A 21049-nucleotide genomic window follows, 5' to 3' on the forward strand; every position below is an offset into this window, starting at 1 on the left:
CGGACCTGGTGATGGGACGGCTGATGCCGCGGGCGAAAAAGAGAACGCCGACCACGGTCAGGGCCAGGAATGCCACGGCGATGATCAGGATGAAGTTCCGGATCATGTGGGCAGGAGCGAGAAATTCCTTCTGGTCCTGGGTGAAGCAGACGGACCAGCCGGTGAGCTGAACCGGGGCAAAGCCGGCGATCTTGGGGACACCATTGAAGGTATAGTTCGTCGAGCCGCTTTCGCGAGCCATCATCTGGCGGGCGATCTGTTCCATTCCCTGGAGCTTGTTCACGTTCAGCTCCAGGATGAATTCCTTCTTCGGATGCGCAACGGTGGTCCCGGCGTTGTCGGTCATGAAGGCATACCCGGTCTTGCCGACCTTGGTTGAGACGACCTGCTCGACAAGGAAGTCGATCTTGAGGGCTGCGGCCACAATACCCTGAAATTCGCCGTTCTTTCCCAGGATCGGGGCGGCCACGACTGCGACGGGGCTCCCCGTCTTCTTGGATTTGATGACGGACCCGACGTTTGCTTTTCCGGCCTTGGCGGTGGCGAAGTAGTCCCGTTCGCCGATGTTGATACCGACGTAGGAGCCGCCGATGCCGTCCGCACGGATCGCGCCGGTCGAGTCGGTGACAAAGATCGTTTCGTAGTCATGACCGATCTTTTTCATGGTTGCCGTCAGGCGCTGCATTGCCCCGTCGGTTTTTCCGGACGTAGCCTCGATGACGTTCGCGTCGGCCGCGATGCCGGAGACGAGTTTGACTTCCTCCAGGAGCGCCATGTTGACGAGCCCGCTCACGCTCTTCGCGATCATCTCCGACTGGCTCACAGCGATATCGGTCAATGCGTCGGACGATTTCCAGGCGCTAAAGGCGCCGACTACGACCAACGGAATTAAAACGATCAGGATGCCACCGGTCATCAATTTGAAATTCAAAGATCTTTTCTTCATGTACATTCCCCCTCTCTCGGTATTTTCGACCCTTGCGGGTTCGTTGCGGGAATTATGTGTCCGCGATGCCAGAAGCAATATTAGGGCCATCTTTTCTCCTGCCTTTTCGGGGCAATCAGCGGACACAAGTCGTGCACCCCTGTATCGGTGTGCAGTCTGCCTGCAACCTTGGCTGAATGGTGCCGACCGGGAAACACCGCTACGCGGCATATGGATCTCTTGCTTCTCATGGGCAGGACAAAAACCGACGGGCCGGGGCGGCAAGACGGAAGGATCGAAAAGGTTATGGTCAGCATCATCTTGAATAATTGACATTGCTCGTCATGAAAATGACGATCCGTCCGACCCTGCGTTCGATTTCGATCTGGAATAAGAGAAATTAATGACTCTCTCCAGGGGAGCCCGATGGGTTTTCAGGGATGGATCGGACCGCAGGCGGTGAAATTCGGAGGTTGATCTTTTCCCCGGAACACTCTAAACGTCGCTGTGCCGCGTCGAGAGCGCTCATCGATCCTATCCAAGCCGGAGATTGCCGACATGACGGAGATGGAACAGTACGGTCCGATCACCCTTATCCGCGGAGAGAATGACGGCCGCCACCCTTATTGTCATTCCCTGTTCATTCGCGAGGCAGGCGTCCTCATCGATCCTTCCTCCGACCGCACGCAGCTGAAGCGCCTGCGGGATGAGGGGGCCGTGCAAACGGTCTGGCTGTCGCACTGGCACGAAGATCACCTGATGCACCTGGATCTGTTTGACCACCTCCCCCTGTGGATGTCTGAGGAGGATGCGCCGCCGCTGGCGGATCCGGAGATCTACATGGACTGGTATCGGGTCGAAAGCCCGTCGGCGCGGGATTACTGGCGCGAGATCCTGCTGAAGCAGTTTCACTTCCGACCCCGGCGACCGGCCCGATTTCTCAGGGATCGGGAAGTGATCGATCTGGGGGTCGTCACGGTCGAGGTTCTCCGGACTCCAGGCCACAGTCCGGGACACCTGGCCTTCTACTTCAGGGAACCGGAAATTCTGTTCCTGGGCGACTACGATCTGACGCCGATCGGTCCCTGGTATGGAGAGGTCTATGCAACGATCGAGGACACCCTGGAATCGCTCCGCCGCCTGAAAGCCATTCCGGCGAAACAGTGGCTTGCCTGCCATGGGAAGGGCGTCTTTGAAAGAATCCCGGATGGACGTTGGGAAAACTATGAGTCTGCGATTTATGACCGGGAAAGGAGATATCTGGAATTCCTGGAACGGCCGAGAACGCTTCCCGAGATCGCAGACGCCTGGATTTTTTATGGGAAACCGATGCAGCCTGCCGAATTCTACGAATTCGGCGAGCGCCTCCATGCGGAGAAGCATCTTCGATGGCTCATGCAAAAGGGACTCGTTGCGGAACGGGGCGGAGTGTTCGCAAGAAGGTGATTCCCGCGCAAAAAGATACATCCGGACCGCCGCGTATATATACTTTCTCCGCCCCCTTCCCGGGAAGATGTTCGAAACTCGTCGGCCCCGGCAGGCAAGACAAAGACACAGAGGAGTGGCCGTTCGCCTGTCCCCCCTTGTTGACAAGCAGATTCTCCTGTGTTAGGTCGAACATCCTTTGTTCCGAAGGGTGTATTATGGGTAATTATGTCGGATAAACAAACAGTTGGAATAGCATGGGGAGAGTGGTTCTCCCTGTCGAGACCGCCCTTTCATACCGTAGGCGTCCTGCCCTTCTTTCTGGGAACCCTCCTCGCCTGGCGGATGGATCACCTCTTTCACTTCGGCATTTTTGCTCTCGGAACGCTCGCCGTGATCATGATCATGCTCTCGACGTATCAGGCGGGGGAATATTTCGATATTGAGGAAGACCGGATCTCCAAGGCCATCTTCCCCAGCCGCTTTGCCGGAGGGTCCGGTGTCATGCCCGCCGGCAGGGTATCGGAAAAGGTCCCGCTCTGGACGAGCATCATTGCCTTCATCATCGCCGGTGCGATCGGTCTGCTCCTGCAATTCCATTACCGGACGGGGCCTTATACACTACTGATGGGCTGTTTCGGCGCCCTGTCGGGCTTCTTTTATTCCACCCGGCCGGTACGGCTCGTGGAAACGGGATTGGGTGAATTCTTTATCGGCATCTGCTATGGCTGGCTCCCGGTCGCCACGGCTTTCTACATACAGACCGGCTATGTCCATCCCTTTATCCACTGGCTGGCCCTTCCCATCGCCCTGTCGATTTTCAACGTAATCCTCCTGAACGAATTTCCCGATTACGAGGCCGATCAACGGGTGGGTAAACGCAACCTGCTTGTGCGGCTTGGGAAAACATGGGGGAAAGGCATTTACATCGCTTTTGCCGTCCTCTCCTGGGGCGGCATGTTTCTGTCGCTTCGGGCGGGTGTCCCGCACATCGCTCTCTACCTCTATATGCCCGTCGTTCTGACATCTCTGATCGTGATGGGGATGCTCGTTGCCAATGCGGACCGGAACCGCAAGCTCCTGGAAACGATGTGCGGCCTCACGATTGCCGTGAATCTCGGAACGACCGCATCTTACATGCTGGCATTCTGGAAATGATGAGAGCCTTCAAACCATGCTACTGGCCGCCTTCGCTGTTGCCCAGACAGCTTGGCAGCGCCCTGCTCATGGCCTATCTGAACGACTGGCGGAAACTCCCCCATTGGATTGCCCGGCACAGCCTGAAATCCATTCCTGTCTCCAACGGCGCCTTGGGCATGGGGTGCATCGGCTATCCGGGGCATCCCGTCTGGGAGGTGACGTCAGCGTGCAACCTGCGCTGCATCCACTGCCACGCCACGAGCGGCAAACCGGATCCCCGGGAACTCAAGACGGATGAAGGGAAGCGCTTCATTGACCAGCTCGCGGAGATGCAGGAGTTCCGCACCCTTATCTTTACCGGGGGGGAGCCGCTGGTCAGGGGGGACATCTTCGAGCTTCTCCGGCACTCCCAGCGCGCGGGATTCGTCAATATCATCGCGACGAACGGCACCCTCATCGATGAAGAAACGGCCTGGAAGCTGAAGGATCACGGCGTCGCCTGCAATGCCATCAGCCTGGATGCGGCCGATCCCGACGTTCATAATTTCATCCGGAACAACCCCGAGGCGTTCGATCTGACCATGCGGGCGATGGAGGCGACCAAAAAGGCGGGCATTCTCCTCCAGGTCAATACAACGGCCATGGAATACAACATCCCCCATCTGGAACCGCTCATTGATTTTGTTGACGCCCAGAAGGCAAGCATCATGCTGATGTATCAACTCGTGGCGGTGGGCCGGGGGGAGAAGATCAAGAACGCCACGCTGAAGAAAAGCGCCAACCAGAAGCTCAGCGAGCTGATCGCCGGGAAGCAGAAAAACGTGCAGACCATCATCGAGCCCGTCGCCGGACCTCAATACTGGCCTTATCTCCTCGGGAAGAAAGGGATCAACCGGGGATGGAAACTGAAGCTGGCTGAAAAGGTCTTTCACGGCTGTGCCGCCGGCCGGGGGTTCGTTTACATCAAGGCCAACGGCGACGTCTGGCCCTGCCCTTTCGTGGAAGTGAGCGGGGGAAACGTCCGGGAACAGTCTTTCCGCACAATCTATGAAACGTCGCCGGTCTTCACGAATCTGCGGAACCGGGAGCAGACGCTGAAGGGGCTGTGCGGCGAATGTGAATACGTCTCCGTCTGCGGGGGATGCCGGGGGCGCGCCCTGGCATACAGCGGCGATTACCTGGCCGAGGATCCCCGCTGCTTCATCCGGGAAAAGAAGCAGACCGCCAATCCGACCTCAACACCATCCCGATCATAAACCCGCCTGAAGAAACAGCCTTCCGGAACGTATCCCTCCTGCCATTGGACCCGTGGACGGGGAGGACGGCTTCCCGTACCGTCCCCTGGCAGGCCGCGGCCGCAGGAATAATGGTCGGCACCTTCAATGATAAATGGTACGCTTATTGCTTTATCGTTTTTAATGACCACTGGGAGAGGAGGGGGTATGGCCGCATCGGACAATAAGGGGATTCTTCTGGAGGCGGGTACGAACGAGCTTGAGATCATTGAGATTTATATAGATGAAGAGGGGGGATACAAGGGCTATTTCGGCATCAACGTGGCAAAGGTTCTCGAGATCATCAGCGTACCGAAAATCATCAAACCGCCAAAAGCCTCGCCGTTTGTCGCCGGCGTATTCGACCACCGCGGCAAGGTCATCACCCTTGTCGACATGGCCCTCTGGCTGGGCAGAAAGCGCCGCGAAAACGGGAGGGCGATCGCGATCATAACGGAGTTCAACAAGGTGACATCCGCTTTTCTGGTGTCCGGTATCACGAGGATTCACCGCACGAATTGGACAAACATAAAACCCCTGGACAATTTCATGCAAAATTACAGCAGCGCCATTACGGGTTTCATCGACCTGGAAGACCGAACCGTTCTCATGCTTGATCTGGAAAGGGCTATCAGTGAGATCGATCCCCGTCTTGCGGTCCCGCAGCTTCAGCCGGCCGAAAAAAAGGAGCTTGAATCGGAATCGACATGGAGAGGAAAGAACGGCCCGTTCCGCGTTCTTCATGCCGACGACTCCGGTATGATCCGCCGGGCCATGAAACAGTCCCTTGAAGAGAATGGTGACTTCATCGTCACTTCGACGGTGGATGGAAGCGCGGCCTGGGAGCATCTGGTTGACCTCAGGAGCAAGGCCACGGAGGAGAAGAAGCCCATCACCGATTTCATCGACATCATTCTTTCGGATGTCGAAATGCCCCAGATGGACGGCTATCATTTATGCCAGAAGGTAAAAAGCGACCCGATGCTGAAAATCCTGCCGGTTGTTTTATTCTCGTCACTGATTACCGAAAAGTTGCGACATAAAGGCGAGTCCGTCCATGCCGATGCCCAGCTTGCGAAACCGAGTCCGACGGAGTTGATCAAAACGCTGAAAAAAATGATGGAAGAAAGATGAATCGTCCTGTCGGGCGTTGGTTACTGGAAGCACTTTTTCAGAAAAGGGAGCAACAGGAGCAGGATAGAGAAGAGCCGGAAGAGCTGAAAGGCCACGACGGTGATAATATCGGCATGAAGGGAAATGGCCAGTACGCCCATCTCGGCCATGCCGCCCGGTGCCGTGCTCAGAAAGCCGCTCAGAATGCTCGATTTTTTGAAGAACGTGAGGCCAAAACCAAGAAGCAGGGTGAAGCCGACCCGCGCCACCGAACCTCCCACCGCGTATGCCGTGACAACACCAAGACGTTTCAGGTTTTCCAGTCCAAAGCCTATTCCTATATAGACGGCGAAGAACAGCTGGGCTTCGTATGGTCGTCAGACCCGCTTTCCTCTCCGCCGTCTTCAGATAACCGGCGTTTGTTTACTTTCCAATGCCGGCGGCCCGATCTTCGACTCCTCTCCGGAGCAGCCGGAGAGGAGCCATAGATCAGGATGCCTGCCGGGAACATGTGCGACTGCTTTCTCGCGAGGCCGATCCCCGGGCCATGCAGGGACGAAAAAAGGGAGGCCGTCTCCTACTGTAAAACCACCGTCGCGGTAAGAAAAGCGAAGCGATCATTCGGCGAAGCCCAGACGGAGAGAGCCTGGTTGCCAAACTTGCGATTCAGCTCCTTCTGCGGGTACCAGGGGTCTGACTGGACGGTGACGGGCCCCTGGGGCGAGGCGGCAGCCACAGCGGGGAGATACCAGTCGGACCGCTCGCCCGGCCTGTAGGTTCTCCAGGACTGCTGGTTCGTCCTGAAAACGATCCGGCCGGATCCGTCAACGGCGATCAGCATGAAACCATAACTCCCGCCGCGGCGGCCACCAACCGTAAAGACGTCTCCGTTCCTGATGGTGGCCGAGACCGAGAAGGCCGGGTGCGGGGCTTCGTCGCCGCGCGTCCGGAAGGAAGGTTCGTACTTCCTGAGCGGGACCCCGTTCAGGTAAACGTCGGCGTCGTCCGCCATGTGCCAGTAAAGAGTCACCGGGACCCCGGACGACAGGGCCGGCTGCGGCGCAGGCGTCGGGAACCTTCCCGAGAGTTCGTCGGGGCTCTTGTCGAAGACAATCCCCATGATTTCGTTCTTGTTGACCTGGACCGAGATGACGCGGCCGTCTTCAAGGAGGATGTTCATTGCTCCAATCGCCTGCGCTGCAATCACCAGGAATACAAGGGCGGCAGCCGCTGCTATTACCAGGATTCTCTCTCGTCTCATGATTCCCTTCCTCCTTTCAGGATGTGGAGCATGAATTCATTGGTTGTGCCATCCGACTTCTGGCGTATTGACAAGGTGCAATAACCCCGGAACGTTTCCCCGATCGCCGGAAAGGGAGGATCCGGTCTCCTCGGCCGTAACCCGTGTCCTTTCTCTACATGGTACCCGGATTTGGAATTGTATCCCGATAAAGGATGATACCCCTTTCCCTGCTTCTCAGGAATAAATGGGAGGTCTTCAGAGGACCGGTTTGAATCGGGTCGCTGCGGGATGCCCTTTTCTAGCGCATGATGTTTCTTGCCTGTTTGACGTATTCCTCTTCCGTAATGTATCCATCACCGTTGGCATCCCAATATTTACAGTCTTTTTCTATCTTGTTTTTGTTTTTTGAGATGGATGTGCACTCGGCCATGCTGAGTTTGCCGTCGCCGTTCTTGTCCGCACTGGCGAGAATCTGTCGATAAACATTTTTGATAGCCTGGTCCGACGGCCCTTTCTCTTTTGCCAGGAGGATGCTGCCGGACAAATGCACAAAGCTCATAACCACAACCGCAACGACAAAACAGAAATAGGGTCTTTTCATCCTTTCCTCCTCCAAATCAATTGTTCCGTCACCTTGAACATCCATCGGGCATATCCCCGGGGCAGGGAAGACGGCAGGAAGGTCCGGAAGACCGGGACCTTTTCGTAACCTCCCTCATCACTGCACGCGCTTCAATTGCACACACTGGATAACCAAAGAGAGAAGCGATGTAAAGCTATATCTTCATTGGCATATTGTGAGTGCCGGGCAGAACGGTCGGCCGGAGTGTGCATTGGCTTGATATAATCTGGACCTTTGGATGCCCCGGTGATCCATTTCCAATGCCGGTTGACGGAACGGGGGGACGCATTTGATTTGACAGGCCGGATTCAGCGTTATATCTGACGGAAAAATTGCAGAGGTGGTCACCATGTTTCGAGGACTTTTTCAACCCATGCATCTTCTGATCATCCTGGGCATTGTGCTCTTGATTTTCGGGCCGGGCAAGCTGTCGAAGCTGGGAAGTTCCGTGGGCAAAACCATAAAGGGCTTCAGGAGTTCCATGAACGAAACCGGAGAAGCAGGCAAGATCGAAGACAAGAAACAATAGCTCCGGCATCTGTCTACACAGGGGGCCGGCCGGAAGGTCGAGCCCCCTTTTTCGCTTCATTCGCACCCCTCTGCAGGGAGGCTGGCGGAATTCTTTTGGTAGGGATACTTTTCGACAGCCGCCAGCTATGAGCAAGCCGGATAAAAAAAGGAAGGGGGCAGGCTGTTTGCCTGCCCCCTTTTGTTATTGGTGGGACGTATCGGGATCGAACCGACGACCAACGGATTAAAAGTACAAATTGACACACCCTTCACCCGTGATCACAGGTAATTTATAATCAATAATAATCAAATAGTTGGTCGGTTTTTCCTTTCCTTGACAAATCACCCAAAATCAGCCAGAATGAACGAAAAGGGTAGCTATAGGGTATCATGAAACGGACACCGACCCGATACACTGGCGTTTATGAGCGGAAAGCCGAGAAGAGAGTTCACAACGGCAGACCGGACGTCTGCTTCGACATAACGTACAAACGGTTCGGTAAGAAAATCTGGGAGAAGGTAGGTTGGCTCAGCGAGGGCTATTCGGCGAAGGTCGCGTCCGACTTGCGGGCAAATCGTCTCCGTAACGTGAGACATGGGGATGAATTACCGCAAGATAAAGTGAAGGCCCCATATTTCAAAGACATAGCTTCTAAGTACCTCGAATGGGCAGCAGAGAATAAGTCTAGGGGTGGTTGCGATGATGCATCTCGTTATGGCCGATATCTTTCTCCTACCTTCGATGATAAGCGTCTCGATGAGATCTTCCCGCTAGACCTCGAACGCCTCAAGAACCAAATCGCCAGAGACGGCCTATCCCCTGCCAGTGTGAAGCATACCCTTGTCCTCTTCCGTCAGATGTTCAACAAGGCTGTCTTGTGGGGGTTGTATAAAGGGGAAAACCCGATCAAAGGCGTGAAGATGCCGGTTCTTCAAAATCAGCGGGAGCGGTTTCTGACACCCGAAGAAGCCGACAAATTGCTGATAGAGTTAAAAAGCGCCTCCGGACAGTTGTTACACGACATGGCCCTGTTGAGCTTACACTGCGGTTTGAGATTCGGAGAGATTTGTAATATCCGCGGACAAGACTTGGACTTCGAAAACGGCATGATTCACATAGCCGATCCGAAGAACAAGCAAAGCCGGAAAGCTTTCATGTCCAACACAGTGAAAAAAATGCTTGCTATGCGGAAGCCCGATAGTCCGGATGAACTGCTCTTTAGAGATCGTCGGCACGGAGGGCGTGTCAATTACGTTTCTGCGACCTTCGGACGCGCCATAAAGAAGCTCGGCCTCAACGACGGCATCACAGACCCTCGGCAGAAGATCACTTTCCACAGCCTCCGTCACACCTTCGCATCGTGGCTCGCGCTCAATGGAGAGCCGATCTTGACGATACGCGACCTTCTCGGGCATAAAACCCTTGCCATGACTTCCCGGTATGCTCACCTGATGCCGGAGCACAAGAAACAAGCCGTCCTGAACCTTGAGAAGTTTTTAAAAAAGAAAAAAGGAGAGAGCCATGCCGGAAAGAGATAAAAAGCCCTCCGAAAGAGAAATATATGAGCTATGGTGGGAGTATCTTAAAAGAAGCGATAACTACAAAATATATTGCGAGTCACAACCTTACCCAGTGCAAATTATTAAAAATGAGGATCGGTCATATTCTATCATAGAGGATGGTAGAATTGTCGATTATGAGTTGGGCACACCCGAAAATGAGCGCACTATGTACATATGGAGCTTGCAGCGTAATTATGAGTTTTTTGGTGATATATTCAATTCTTCATTCAACGATTGGTGGAAAAACAGGAAAAAGCGTAAAGATTTGCGTGTGTTAGATCTCAACGATCAAGATATTTGTACAATGTTGCCGGAGTATGTCAATCAATTCAGACGACATATGGATAGCAAGAAAATAATTAAAACACCGGAAGATTCAATAAGGCTTCTAACAAAAGCAGAATGCAGCTATGTTTTTGTTGCCGTACCGATGGTTGGCAATATTACCATAGAAGATATCTCAAAACAGATAGCAGACATTCGTTTGAAATGGAAAAAAGACTTAGTATATAGAGTCGCGGATTACATCTTCAAAAGATTCGCTATGCCCATCAGCCGTGTTCGCTATGAAGAACTGAAACGTTATCTTAAAGTTTACGATTTACAGCAGCAAGGTCTAAAGATAAAAGAAATTGCGGCGATGCTTGACCCCAAGCGTACCGGTGAGCACCCTGATATTCAAAGATCATTCCGTAGTGACCTGCAAAAAGCCCGAAATATAATAAGAAACGTCGAGCTAGGCATCTTTCCCGAAGAGCCGATTCTCGTTCCGGACTCGCCAGATGAATAAGAGCCGGTTTCTTATTACCCCCTGAGAAGTAACCCCCAGGCCCTTATACCACAGTGAGACATAAGTACGGCTGACCTCTCAAGCCGCGACGGCGCCGTATTATGCCGTTAGAGTGCCCCCAAAATTCAAGAAAGGAGGCACTACCAATGAAGAGCAAGCAAGAGAAGAAGCGGACGCTGACCCCGCAGCAGGTCGAGGCCATCTATGGGATCCCCGTCGGGACTCTGGCAAACATGCGCTGCCAGAAACGGGGTCCGAAGTATTACGTGCTCAACAGCAGGACCGGTAAGAAGCGGCGGGTTCTCTACTTCGTTGAAGACGTGGAGACCTGGATCAAGATAAACCCGGTCATTACCATCGACTCTCTCACTGTCAACTGAAGAGGAGGTTTACGATGAACGAGAATACAAAGATCATGCTGCACAGGAAATCAGACCGGCTGAACAGACCTCTCCCGTGGAGAAACAATAATACTGAGACGCCACTTCCCGGCAATGTCTCAGAGACAAAACTGAACGATTCAATCTCCGACATGATGGTCTCTGCCAGCGACTTAATGACAAGAAAACTCCCGGAAAGACCTCATATCATGAGACCATGGCTCAAGGCCGGTTCGCTTACCTTGGTCTACGCCAAAGCGGGCGTTGGGAAGTCATTCTTCGCATGGTCTGTTGCTATTGCTGTCGTGAAGCAACTTACAATCGGGGAATGGACAGTAGATAACCCTGCTGGCTGTCTTTACACCGATGGAGAAATGCAGCTGGACGACATTCAAGAGCGACTGTTGCAGTTTGCGAAAGATCTCCCTGCTGACAAAGCATGTTTGAACATTCTTTCGTCAGAGATCGCAGCTCAGACGGATATGCAGATCATCAATATCACGGAACGGAAGTGGCGGGACCAGATCAGTGAAGTGGTCCGCAAGGACCTCTCCATTGGGCTCGTTATCCTCGACAATGTTTCCAGTCTGACTCCGGGAATCAACGAGAATTCGAAGAAAGATTGGGATGACATCAATCAATGGCTTCTTACACTGAGACGCATGGGAATTGCCGTGATTGTGATTCATCATGCAAGTTTGAAGGGAAACCCAAGAGGTACGTCTGGCAGGTACGATAACGTTGATTGGACGATCAAACTGAAAGACCTTGCAGACGCCACAAGATCCAGCGGGGCGTACTTTCAAGTCGAATTCGTTAAGAAGAGGGGAAAGCGTGACAATGCCCTGAGACCGTTCACCATAAGAATTGCACATGACCCGGATAGCGGATTGCCCTGGCAGACGTCCCATTACGCTGACAGAAAACGACCACCCTACATCATTGCCTTGATCGGGTTGGGCATGAAGCAACGGGACATTGCCGAAGTTCTTGAGTGCACGGAAGTGAACGTTTCACAGATCAAGAAGAAGGCCATCAAGGATGGGCTCTTCACGGAAGACGGCAGACCAACCGACAAATGGCGCAAAGCTTACACGGGTGACACGATTGAACAGGTGATCAAGGAATTCAAAGAGTATTAACCTCTTTCTCCCTGCTTAACGAGGTTAACATGCATCAAATCAATTGACGGCATCTCCCGAATTGGCGGGAGATGCTAAGAATAGGAGGCAGGCAATGAATGTATCCGACAAGGAGGGATACTATTTTGACCGGATTCAGATCTTGAGCACTCAGAATAAGAACTTAATTAATCAAGAGCTTCTTATTGATCGCTTGAAAAAAGAAAGCCTCTCTTGCAGGGTTGTTAGAAGCAATGCATGGGGTTTTGCTTCCCGTATTGAACTGACGGCTCCGTCCGCACTCTGTTTGACGATGCTGCAGGAAAGCGAAGCGATTATCGGTAGCGGTTCTCGGATCAACTATCTTGAAATTGCTCATGACACATTCATGGAATCGAGTGAAGAAGCAAACGAACGGGCAAAGTGGATGTGTCGTACGTTACGAAAAAAGTACTCGTACGCGACGACGTTTCGCGGTGCCGAACGAAAAACGAATAAGCAACATCAGAGAGATCTCGAAAATGGGCTGTGTGGAGAGTTCACATTCTATTCTGTCTTCACAGTATCAGCACGGTTGAAACTTGTTGTCTATGTGAGGGATTCGAAGATCAACAGGCGGCCGTGTATTCATACGGAATGGCGGTTAAGGGGAGCAGACAGCATATTCAAGCATTCAAGGATAAGTAGGATCCGTGATCTCGTTGGATTTGACTTCAAGGCGTTTTTCGACAGCATGGATGATAAGTATCTTGTGAAAGAAAGGATCGACGTATGCAGACTTGGGCTCTGGCTTGCAGGAATCGATGGCCGTCGGACGATGACAAAAAGGATGCTAATAGGAACCGGACACAGGGCAGAGAGATTTCTGCAGGACAACAATATTGAGACATTCTCGGATCTGGTTCATTATTTTAAGAGGGAAAAGAACAGGGTTTCGGGAAATGTTGGCTTCAAGACCGACTTGGATATGAGGATTATGGCGTTAAGAAATTTTGATCGGTTCAGGGATAGAATTTCTTAATAAAGCCCACACCTCCACACATACAGCATCTTCTCTGTTGATTACATGACTATTTCCATCGGCACAGGACTTCACAGTTCTTCACCAGAAGTCATCAGGTGTCTGTAGCAGTAACAGAGACAGGCAACAGCCGAGGAAACAGTAACAGCGGGAAAGGGATCAGGAAGCAGCACCGGAGACAGCAGGCAACAGGAGACAGCACCGGCAAGAACAGACAACAAGAAACAGCAGCAGCATGCAGCAAAAGGAGCAGGCATCGGCAATGGAAACAGTAGAATCGGAAACAGGGAGCAGGGGACCGTGAATGAGCAGCAGTGATGGCAGCGGCAAGCAGCTAATCCGGCTATCAGGCGAATTAGCTGCGATCAGTGACAGCAGATCTCTCGACAAGAATCCCCTTCTCCCGAGCGGGAACAGCCTTCTCCGTCGTTTTCTCAGCCGAGACGATAGAAGACAGCTTCATGCTCAGATAATTCGGTATCCGCGATTCTTAGCGGTCAGATCTTTCAAAGTCTCATGGGAGGAGGCTTCCGTGCTTTCTCGGGTAGAGCCCGGAGCCGAGTAGCGCGATTAATTAACTTGCTGTGTCAAACGACAGCGAGACCGGCATTCTTCAACGGGCAAGCGATTTTCGTGGGTGTATCTTGCTGATGATCTTTTGGAGAGAGTCTCGGGCTGCGGCTTTTTCGTTTTGTGATTCGGAACAGGCTTTCACTGTTTTTGAACAGCAGAAGGTTGTTGCTACAGGCTGTGGATCGGCTCATGAAAAGACGAATTGACAAAACATTGAGACGTTTGATTAATTGAGTTTTGAAAAGGGAAACGGAAGGGGGATAAACAGTCATGGGAATGACGCCGACACAGTTTTTTGAAGCATTTGTTGTGGGAAATGCCGATGACTGTCGCATGAATCCGGGCTGCGTAAGGCGGGCATTCAATGCTTCCGTAGCCGCTTTTCATTTAGCTGATCATTATCAAGAATACTACAGACTCAATAAGCCGGAACTTGTTTCACAGTATAAATCGAAAGGTGATTATGTTGAGTATGTGTGTCTACAAACCAATGGTGCATTTCGTGATATTCAAAGCATAGCTAATGCATACAAGCACTTGTATACTGACACTGACCCGAAAAAAGCACGATACACTACTGTGTCGTCACCGGCAGCAATAGAATCTATTGAAATTAACGAACGTGGGTTGGACATTACTGCAATTTCCCATGAGTATACTACCGAAACGAATTTCAGATCATTTGTGTCTTTTACTAGGACAGATGGTAGCAAGTCTGAATTCCTGCCCATCTTGGATGTTGTAGTTAGATTCTGGTATTATGAGCTGAATAAAGTTTGAATAAAGAATATATTGCAAAGGAGTAATAAGCAATGGGTACCAAACTGTCCCCGCCGGTTGCTGTTTGTACAGTCTGTCGTGCTTATAATAGAAACCCGAGTGTGATTAATGAACGTTGTGGGAACGTTTATAATAGAAAACGATGTAAAGGGGTCTGGCGTAGTGCGATTAGTGAAGGAGATTGGGAAGAGTGTCCTGTTTGTAAAGCTTCAGGTAGTGAAGAGGACTGTAAATGTGGTCAATGTGAAGGTTTTGGGTGGATATATTGTCGTAGATAACATGAATACCTTTAATAGATGGAATCAATGTAATATTGAGACGCATGATTAATTAAGTTTTTGAGGGAACAATCTCTTATGCTTCGGCAGTCTTCGCCGCACAATCCAGCTATACGTTTTTCTGGATTTGGGCTTTGAGAACTCTTCTTGACAGAATGGGTAATGCTAGGGCAAGATGAGCATAATTTACAGACATAATTAGTTACTCATGATAACCAGAAAGGAAAAAAATGATAAGAAGAGAAGAAAGAACCTTTATGGATTATCGAGATGAAGGACATTTATGGATAACTCTTTCAACTGGTGAATATTACCCCGATGTACTTCCCCTTGCTTGTGAACTATATAAACCGGTTCTTGTAACATTCGGACAACTTCTGAAGAGCGCACACTCCTCAACAGATTTCTTTATGACGATAGCAAATACTAGTCCTCAATGGATGAGAATCCAACTTTGCAGGGTGTTTCGAAAATATGTAAGTCCTGAGACGCCCGTCGAAATGTTAAAGAAGAAGTCAGCAGCCAAGGAAATATGTGATCGGTTTGGAAAGGGTTTTCGGGCTGTGACTGAAGTTCAGTCACATTTCAGCGCAAGACCTATGCCCGATGAAGCTCTATGTGCAGTGCTTTGGGAATACAAGGATAGAGGCCAGAAAGGTTATGATCTTACTGAACGTTTATTTACGATTATCAGAGAACAGTTTTCTGATATGAGAATAATAGGCCCCGAACGAGCAGGCAAAGATGTTATCATGGGAGAACTTTTTGAACACTATCCGAAACCTGATCGGCCAGTTGATTTTGTTCTTTTTCATGAGGATAAACCTGTTGCTGTAGGTCTGGCCAGGTATGATTCTGACAGGGGCGGAGCACAAGAAGATGACCGCACAGGTCAGTATCGAGATTGTGCCAATGAAGTTGTCCAATATTCAAAAGAAAAAGGGTTAAATCTTAAAGTGATTTTTTTAAATGATGGGCCTGGATTATTGTTAGGTTCTATGTGGCGTGATTATGCTTATATTGAAGACTCGTGGCCCGGCTTGGTGAAAGTTGTTACTTTGAGGATGTTTGCAGATCGAATATCAATTGATTGGCTTTTATCTAAGGAGATGAAGTAATGGCAACGGGAGTACCAGGAAAGAACAACAAACACAATTATCATCCTGCGAGACTTGAATATGAAGGCAAGCGCTCGGTCGAAGAAATTACGAGTTCATTTGCTAAGAGATTCCAAGAAATCTTCCATCATGAATCGCCTAATAGGTTGTATCATGGAGATAATATTGATGTCCTCCTCACACTCATTAATGATTCATCTGTCTGCGGAAAGGTTTCACTCATATATATAGACCCCCCTTTTTCTACTAAAGGTGCGTTTCTATCTCGTACACAACAGAAAGCTTACGAAGATACTCTGGTAGGCGGGCAATATATTGAATTCCTTAGAGAACGTCTAATCTTGCTTCATAAGCTTTTGTCAGATTATGGCTCTATCTACCTTCATCTTGATGACAAAATGGTTTTTGAGATGAAGATCGTTATGGATGAGATATTCGGTGCTTCAAATTACCGAAACTTGATTGTCAGGAAAAAATGCAACCCCAAAAATTATACGCGTAAGGCTTATGGCAATATTGCGGATTTTATTCTTTTCTACAGTAAGACTAACAAATATGTTTGGAACCGTCCTGTTGAGGTGCTGTCTGATGAAAGTGTAAAAGAATATCAATACACGGAAGCAGATAACGGCCGAAGATACATGAAAGTTCCATTACATGCTCCAGGAGTTAGAAATGGAGCAACGGGCGGTCTGTGGCGTGGAATGTTACCTCCTCCCGGCAAACATTGGCAATATCCACCGGAAACGCTCGATGCAATGGACGCTAGGGGAGAAATATACTGGTCAAAAAACAACAATCCAAGAAGAAAGATCTATCTTGACGATCACACCGGCGTTGGTGTGCAAGATATTTGGATGGAATTTCGAGATGCTCATAATCAAAACATATTAATAACCGGATATCCAACCGAAAAGAACCCTGATCTTATTCGCCGAATAGTTGGTGCGTCATCAAATCCTGGAGACTTGGTATTGGACTGTTTTGCTGGATCCGGAACGACTCTGACTGTCGCCAACGATATGGGACGATTCTGGATAGGAGTAGATAATAGTCACGAAGCATTAAAGACAATACTGGCTCGGTTTGAAAAAGGTCTTTCCCCGATGGGAGATTATGTCAAGAAAAGCCCATACTCTTCAAAAAGCAGTAAAGTTCAACAAACATTATTTGAAAGTCTGGAAGACGAACAAACCAATGTAAACAAATCATCAAAAGGTCATCATGTACTGATAAGCGATTTCAGCATGTTTGTTGCAGAACAGAGCAATAGTGAAGTCCACGAAATTGTTTCGGCATGGCAGAAGAAATATTCGAAAATACCGAGTAATACCGATCAGCAGATTAGAAAGTTGTCGCAATCAATAAGTTTAGAAGAGATAAGCAGCCAACTCCGTACAAAAGATAAAAAAATACAAGCCATCATTGATTCGATTGGTCCATGCACACTCACTCCTAGAAATTCTGGATTTGAATTTTTAGCAGATGCCATAATAAGCCAGCAGTTGTCAAAGAACTCAGCAGATGCAATTACTAGGCGTTTCCGGAATCTATTTTCTTCGGGTTCTATAACTCCGAGTGCATTTCTCTCGTTGAAAACGAAAGAAGTCATGGAGTCGGGACTTTCTGGACGGAAATATGAGTGTCTATTGAATCTTGCAAAAAAACATGAAAGTAAAATGCTACAATTGCAAAATATTGAAGAAAAAAATGATGATTTGATTCGAGCGGTCTTGAAAAGCATAAAAGGTATTGGGGACTGGACAGTTGACATGTTTCTACTGTTCGGATTGGCAAGACTTGACGTTCTTCCCATCCACGATCTTGCACTAAGGAAAATTATTTCGGATGTTTACGGGATTGATCAGGGTGATACTTCTCAAATAGTACACATTGCCGAGCGCTGGAAACCGTATCGCAGTGTAGCATGCTGGTACCTTTATAAGTATTCAAACATGATATCAAAAAACGCGGACTGAACCGATACAATAATGGTTGTTAACTCACGAACTTCATCCCGAAAAAGACCCCCCCCATTGAAGCGCGGACGTTGATCTGTACCGCATTTTCTTGTTTGAGACGCTTATTTCACTGGAAGAAGCGGCAGAGCTTCTACCGGGCAGGGATCTTCAGGGTGTGGTGATTGTGTCGAGGGAGGTGTCGGGGTCCTTTTTCAATGTCTCTCAAACAGAGAAAAATTTCCGGGGTGGATTGGTTAGTAACTCAATAATTCTAATTTCTTGTTTGTTCACAATTGTTTAATTTTAGTTCATCTGCATTTCTGTAACGTTTTTCGTTAAGTATTTTTTCCTCCAACTCATATTTTCTCCTTCTTTCTTCAAAAATATCTCTGTTGTCTCGCAAAGCTTTTTGTATTTGACTTTCTGGCCAATTTTTACGGACGATATCTTGCATGTTTATAATTTCTTCCTCTCTTAATTTGAAAATAATCTCAAGTAGTCTTTTCTTCTCATCGGCCATGGAAATCTTCTCGCGCAATAAGCTTACACATAGTGATTTCTTTTCAATATCCTTAGCTAATCCCTTGGCCTGATCTGTTTTGGCTACAACATCAGGATTATCATTCTTCTGTATATTTGAAGTTATGTGTTTGGACTCTTTAGATAATACAATATCTTTCTTGATCAAAACATAATTATTCAACTTGAGATATGTTATCACAATAGCTAGAAGTGCAAAAACAAATACTGATATTATATAATATTTTTTTGATTTTGTTGGAGAACTAGGTTCTATGTGGAGGTCACATATCTGGCACTTGCTATTTATGAGTTCCCCCTTGTAGCCACATCGGGGACATTTTATTTTCACGATCAGATCTCCTCTTGCATAGTTGATGCATTAATATTGTAAGAAAGTATCTTCTCCGTAAAAGTATTTCCCGCCGTAGGTCCAAGCACAATCAACAAGTCCCCACTTTTCTTTTGATGTGACAATTTCAATGTAGACGCCTTGGGAGAAACTGCCAACAGGATGATTCTTGAGGGAGCCGAGATATTTCCCTTTCCGCCTATCACTGACATTTCCAATGAGTTCATAGGCATCACAACTCATTTGAGATGTCATGCCGCGCCAGAAGACTAGTTTATCCGTTCTGCTGTTCTTGTAGAAAAAGGAAACGTACAAGGTTGAATTGTTAGTTTTACGTGCTGAGACGGACAGGACATCAACATCGTTTATGGATGTTAGGTCTGCTGCGTATAGGTTTGGGGTTAACAGGAGAAGGATCAGGAGGAAAATCGTTGTGATCTTCGGAGAAAGGGAATGTTTTGTAAGAACAAGTGCATCTATCTGCATGCTGCCCTCCTTCTAGAGTTGAAGTTTAAACGGGCCATCTGCTGATATATTGCTGATGGTCAGTCTACATAACAGCTTGGAAAAAGCAAGGGCTCTTTTGGGGTTCTGCATTCATTTTCTAGGAGACTTTAGAATCTGTGGCTAATTTACCAAGTGGACGTCATGGGACATATCGATTTTTTCTCTGTTCGATGGATGGCTAGCATTCCTGTGGTCTATAGTCAACAGAATAATCCCCGCATCTCTGGTATTGCTCCTCTTCATGGGAATGCACGTAACCATCGAGGATGCGTTCGGTCAGACGATCAGGACACTGAGAAAAGCGCGGAAGATGTCGCAGGAGACGCTTGCAGAGTTGAGCAACCTCGACCGGAGCTTTATTTCCCATCTTGAATGCGGAAAGAAACAGCCCAGCCTTGTCACCATCTTCCAGCTTGCCAAAGCCCTGAAAGTCACCCCCTCCAAGATAGTCTCCCTCACGGAAGAGAAGCAGAAGGCTTCAGTTGAACCGGGGGATGATTCGGCCTCCGTCGATTAGTTCACTCTAAGAATATTAAAAGAATCAGATTCGACAACGAAACCCCCCTTCTGACTGCGGACGTTGCTCTCTGCCATATTATTTTCTTCTAGACGACTTCAGGAACGTTTCTTTTGCTGATAGCTTTGGCAACCACGCATCTGTCTGTGTCATGATGCGAATACGTTCGTTTATCATAGGTCATTAATGATATACAAATAGCCTTGACAATCGCTTTATACTCATGTTTAAGAATTAGTCAGTTCATGACCTTTTCGTTTAAGGGTCATCAGAAAGGAGAGAGAGCGATGAAACCAAGGCTGAAGCTACGAACGAAGGAGGAGACTCAGGCAGAGCGCGTCCCGAAGGTCATAGGGTATCTCCGGGTCAGCACGGGGAAGCAGGATCTTGAGAAGAACAAAGCGGATATTTTGACGTATGCGAACAGTCAACGGCTCGGGAACGTCGATTTCGTGGAGGAGGTCGTCTCGGGGAAGGTTCACTGGCACAAGCGGAAGATCAGGGAGGTCATTGAAAGTCTGGAGAAGGATGATTGGATCATCGTCGCGGAGCTGAGCCGCTTCGGGAGATCAATGCTGGAGATCATGGAGATCATCAGCGAGGCGAAGCGGAAGGAGATCAACATTCACGCGATCAAGAACGGGTGGACGCTAAACGGTTCCATCGAAAGCAAGATCCTGCTGATGGTGTTCTCCATGGCCAGCGAGATCGAGCGGGATCTTATAAGCGCACGCACGAAGGAAGCGTTGCGGGTCAGGAAGGAAAGCGGGATCAAGCTCGGAAGGCCGAAGGGGCCGGGGAAGAGCAAGCTGGACGCTCACAGGGAAGAGATCGTGGCAATGATCAGGGACGGCTACCCGAAGACGAGGGTAGCAAAGAAATACGGCACGTCCATCGTCAATCTGTACAACTGGATCAGCAAGAACAAGCTGGACGTGACGGTCAGGGAGTGAGGAGGCAGGGTCATGGCATCGAAGGAAGTCATCCAGAAGATCGAGGCGGCAATCAACCGGGTATGCGACGACATCAAGCAGAAGAAGGGAAGCTCGGGGGCGGAGAAGCTGGACGCGTTGTCAAAGCTGATCAACTCGTACAGCAGGCTGCTTGAGCGGGACAAGCTGTCGGCAAGCGACGCGAATGAAGACGGGGATCCGCACTATCATGAAAGGCTAATGCAACAGAAGGAGAGCCGTCGGGGTGTGATCAGATAGACAGGCAGGCCCCCCTCGATCTATCTCGGCACTTTTTTTCGAAAGCGCGGATAGGGACCTGACCATGAATTTTCCCCCGAAAAATTGATAAGCCTTTACTCCTCTA

Annotated in this window: 22 protein-coding genes; 16 read left to right on the forward strand and 6 right to left on the reverse strand. The window is 49.4% G+C overall.

Annotation, left to right across the window (positions count from 1 at the left end; all coding sequences use genetic code 11):
* Positions 1-946, reverse strand: a 946-nt coding sequence (locus HPY65_18085; GenBank protein ID NPU86391.1) for a methyl-accepting chemotaxis protein, incomplete at its 3' end; no start/stop codon positions are given.
* Positions 947-1483: 537 nt separating this feature from the next.
* Here HPY65_18085 and HPY65_18090 point away from each other — a divergent pair.
* From HPY65_18090 to HPY65_18105, 4 genes are all read left to right on the forward strand, one after another.
* A complete protein-coding gene (locus tag HPY65_18090; GenBank protein NPU86392.1) occupies positions 1484-2371 on the forward strand; it encodes an MBL fold metallo-hydrolase in 888 nt (295 codons plus the stop codon).
* A 207-nt stretch (positions 2372-2578) separates the two neighbouring features.
* Positions 2579-3508, forward strand: coding sequence for a prenyltransferase (locus HPY65_18095; protein NPU86393.1), 930 nt, complete (start codon positions 2579-2581; stop codon positions 3506-3508).
* A complete protein-coding gene (locus HPY65_18100) occupies positions 3505-4746 on the forward strand; it encodes a radical SAM protein (protein NPU86394.1) in 1242 nt (413 codons plus the stop codon). Before HPY65_18095 ends, HPY65_18100 begins: the two co-directional genes overlap by 4 nt.
* A 186-nt stretch (positions 4747-4932) precedes the next feature.
* Positions 4933-5898: a chemotaxis protein CheV gene (locus HPY65_18105; GenBank protein ID NPU86395.1), complete on the forward strand. Its 966-nt coding sequence runs from the start codon at positions 4933-4935 to the stop codon at positions 5896-5898.
* A gap of 20 nt (positions 5899-5918) precedes the next feature.
* On the opposite strand, the gene HPY65_18110 is transcribed toward HPY65_18105, so the two are convergent.
* The 3 genes from HPY65_18110 to HPY65_18120 form a co-directional block, all read right to left on the reverse strand.
* Positions 5919-6236: a hypothetical protein gene (locus HPY65_18110; GenBank protein NPU86396.1), complete on the reverse strand. Its 318-nt coding sequence runs from the start codon at positions 6234-6236 to the stop codon at positions 5919-5921.
* Between the two features lie 218 nt (positions 6237-6454).
* Positions 6455-7138, reverse strand: a complete 684-nt coding sequence (locus HPY65_18115; protein ID NPU86397.1) for a hypothetical protein — start codon at positions 7136-7138, stop codon at positions 6455-6457.
* A gap of 280 nt (positions 7139-7418) precedes the next feature.
* Positions 7419-7721 carry an EF-hand domain-containing protein gene (locus HPY65_18120; GenBank protein NPU86398.1) on the reverse strand — a complete coding sequence of 101 codons (303 nt, stop codon included), beginning with the start codon at positions 7719-7721 and terminating at the stop codon, positions 7419-7421.
* 370 nt (positions 7722-8091) lie between these two features.
* On the opposite strand from HPY65_18120, the gene tatA reads away from it, so the two are divergent.
* The 9 genes from tatA (at position 8092) to HPY65_18165 (ending at position 17855) form a co-directional block, all read left to right on the forward strand.
* Complete coding sequence (tatA, locus tag HPY65_18125; protein ID NPU86399.1) at positions 8092-8271, forward strand: twin-arginine translocase TatA/TatE family subunit; 180 nt, start codon at positions 8092-8094, stop codon at positions 8269-8271.
* 371 nt (positions 8272-8642) lie between these two features.
* Entirely contained in the window at positions 8643-9791 is a 1149-nt protein-coding gene (locus HPY65_18130) for a site-specific integrase (GenBank protein NPU86400.1), read from the forward strand.
* Positions 9775-10605, forward strand: a complete 831-nt coding sequence (locus HPY65_18135; protein ID NPU86401.1) for a hypothetical protein — start codon at positions 9775-9777, stop codon at positions 10603-10605. The genes HPY65_18130 and HPY65_18135 overlap by 17 nt, the downstream gene beginning before the upstream one ends.
* A 146-nt stretch (positions 10606-10751) precedes the next feature.
* Positions 10752-10985, forward strand: a complete 234-nt coding sequence (locus HPY65_18140; GenBank protein NPU86402.1) for a DNA-binding protein — start codon at positions 10752-10754, stop codon at positions 10983-10985.
* A 14-nt stretch (positions 10986-10999) separates the two neighbouring features.
* Positions 11000-12127 (forward strand): AAA family ATPase, encoded by a 1128-nt coding sequence (locus HPY65_18145; protein ID NPU86403.1) that lies wholly within the window; start codon positions 11000-11002, stop codon positions 12125-12127.
* 94 nt (positions 12128-12221) lie between these two features.
* Positions 12222-13127 carry a hypothetical protein gene (locus HPY65_18150; GenBank protein NPU86404.1) on the forward strand — a complete coding sequence of 302 codons (906 nt, stop codon included), beginning with the start codon at positions 12222-12224 and terminating at the stop codon, positions 13125-13127.
* A gap of 843 nt (positions 13128-13970) precedes the next feature.
* Positions 13971-14480, forward strand: a complete 510-nt coding sequence (locus tag HPY65_18155) for a hypothetical protein (GenBank protein NPU86405.1) — start codon at positions 13971-13973, stop codon at positions 14478-14480.
* A gap of 508 nt (positions 14481-14988) precedes the next feature.
* Positions 14989-15876: a hypothetical protein gene (locus HPY65_18160; protein ID NPU86406.1), complete on the forward strand. Its 888-nt coding sequence runs from the start codon at positions 14989-14991 to the stop codon at positions 15874-15876.
* On the forward strand, positions 15876-17855 hold the full coding sequence (locus HPY65_18165) for a hypothetical protein (protein ID NPU86407.1): 1980 nt from the start codon (positions 15876-15878) through the stop codon (positions 17853-17855). The genes HPY65_18160 and HPY65_18165 overlap by 1 nt, the downstream gene beginning before the upstream one ends.
* 253 nt (positions 17856-18108) lie before the next feature.
* Here HPY65_18165 and HPY65_18170 read toward each other — a convergent pair whose 3' ends face one another.
* Positions 18109-18708, reverse strand: coding sequence for a hypothetical protein (locus HPY65_18170; protein NPU86408.1), 600 nt, complete (start codon positions 18706-18708; stop codon positions 18109-18111).
* Positions 18709-18738: 30 nt separating this feature from the next.
* Positions 18739-19194, reverse strand: coding sequence for a hypothetical protein (locus HPY65_18175; protein ID NPU86409.1), 456 nt, complete (start codon positions 19192-19194; stop codon positions 18739-18741).
* Between the two features lie 268 nt (positions 19195-19462).
* Here HPY65_18175 and HPY65_18180 point away from each other — a divergent pair, with 268 nt between their 5' ends.
* From HPY65_18180 to HPY65_18190, 3 genes are all read left to right on the forward strand, one after another.
* Complete coding sequence (locus HPY65_18180) at positions 19463-19732, forward strand: helix-turn-helix transcriptional regulator (protein NPU86410.1); 270 nt, start codon at positions 19463-19465, stop codon at positions 19730-19732.
* Between the two features lie 287 nt (positions 19733-20019).
* Entirely contained in the window at positions 20020-20685 is a 666-nt protein-coding gene (locus tag HPY65_18185) for a recombinase family protein (protein ID NPU86411.1), read from the forward strand.
* Between the two features lie 12 nt (positions 20686-20697).
* Positions 20698-20943 carry a hypothetical protein gene (locus HPY65_18190; protein ID NPU86412.1) on the forward strand — a complete coding sequence of 82 codons (246 nt, stop codon included), beginning with the start codon at positions 20698-20700 and terminating at the stop codon, positions 20941-20943.
* Positions 20944-21049: the final 106 nt, after the last annotated feature.

Source organism: Syntrophaceae bacterium (genome assembly GCA_013177825.1).
Classification (GTDB): Bacteria; Desulfobacterota; Syntrophia; order Syntrophales; family PHBD01; genus PHBD01.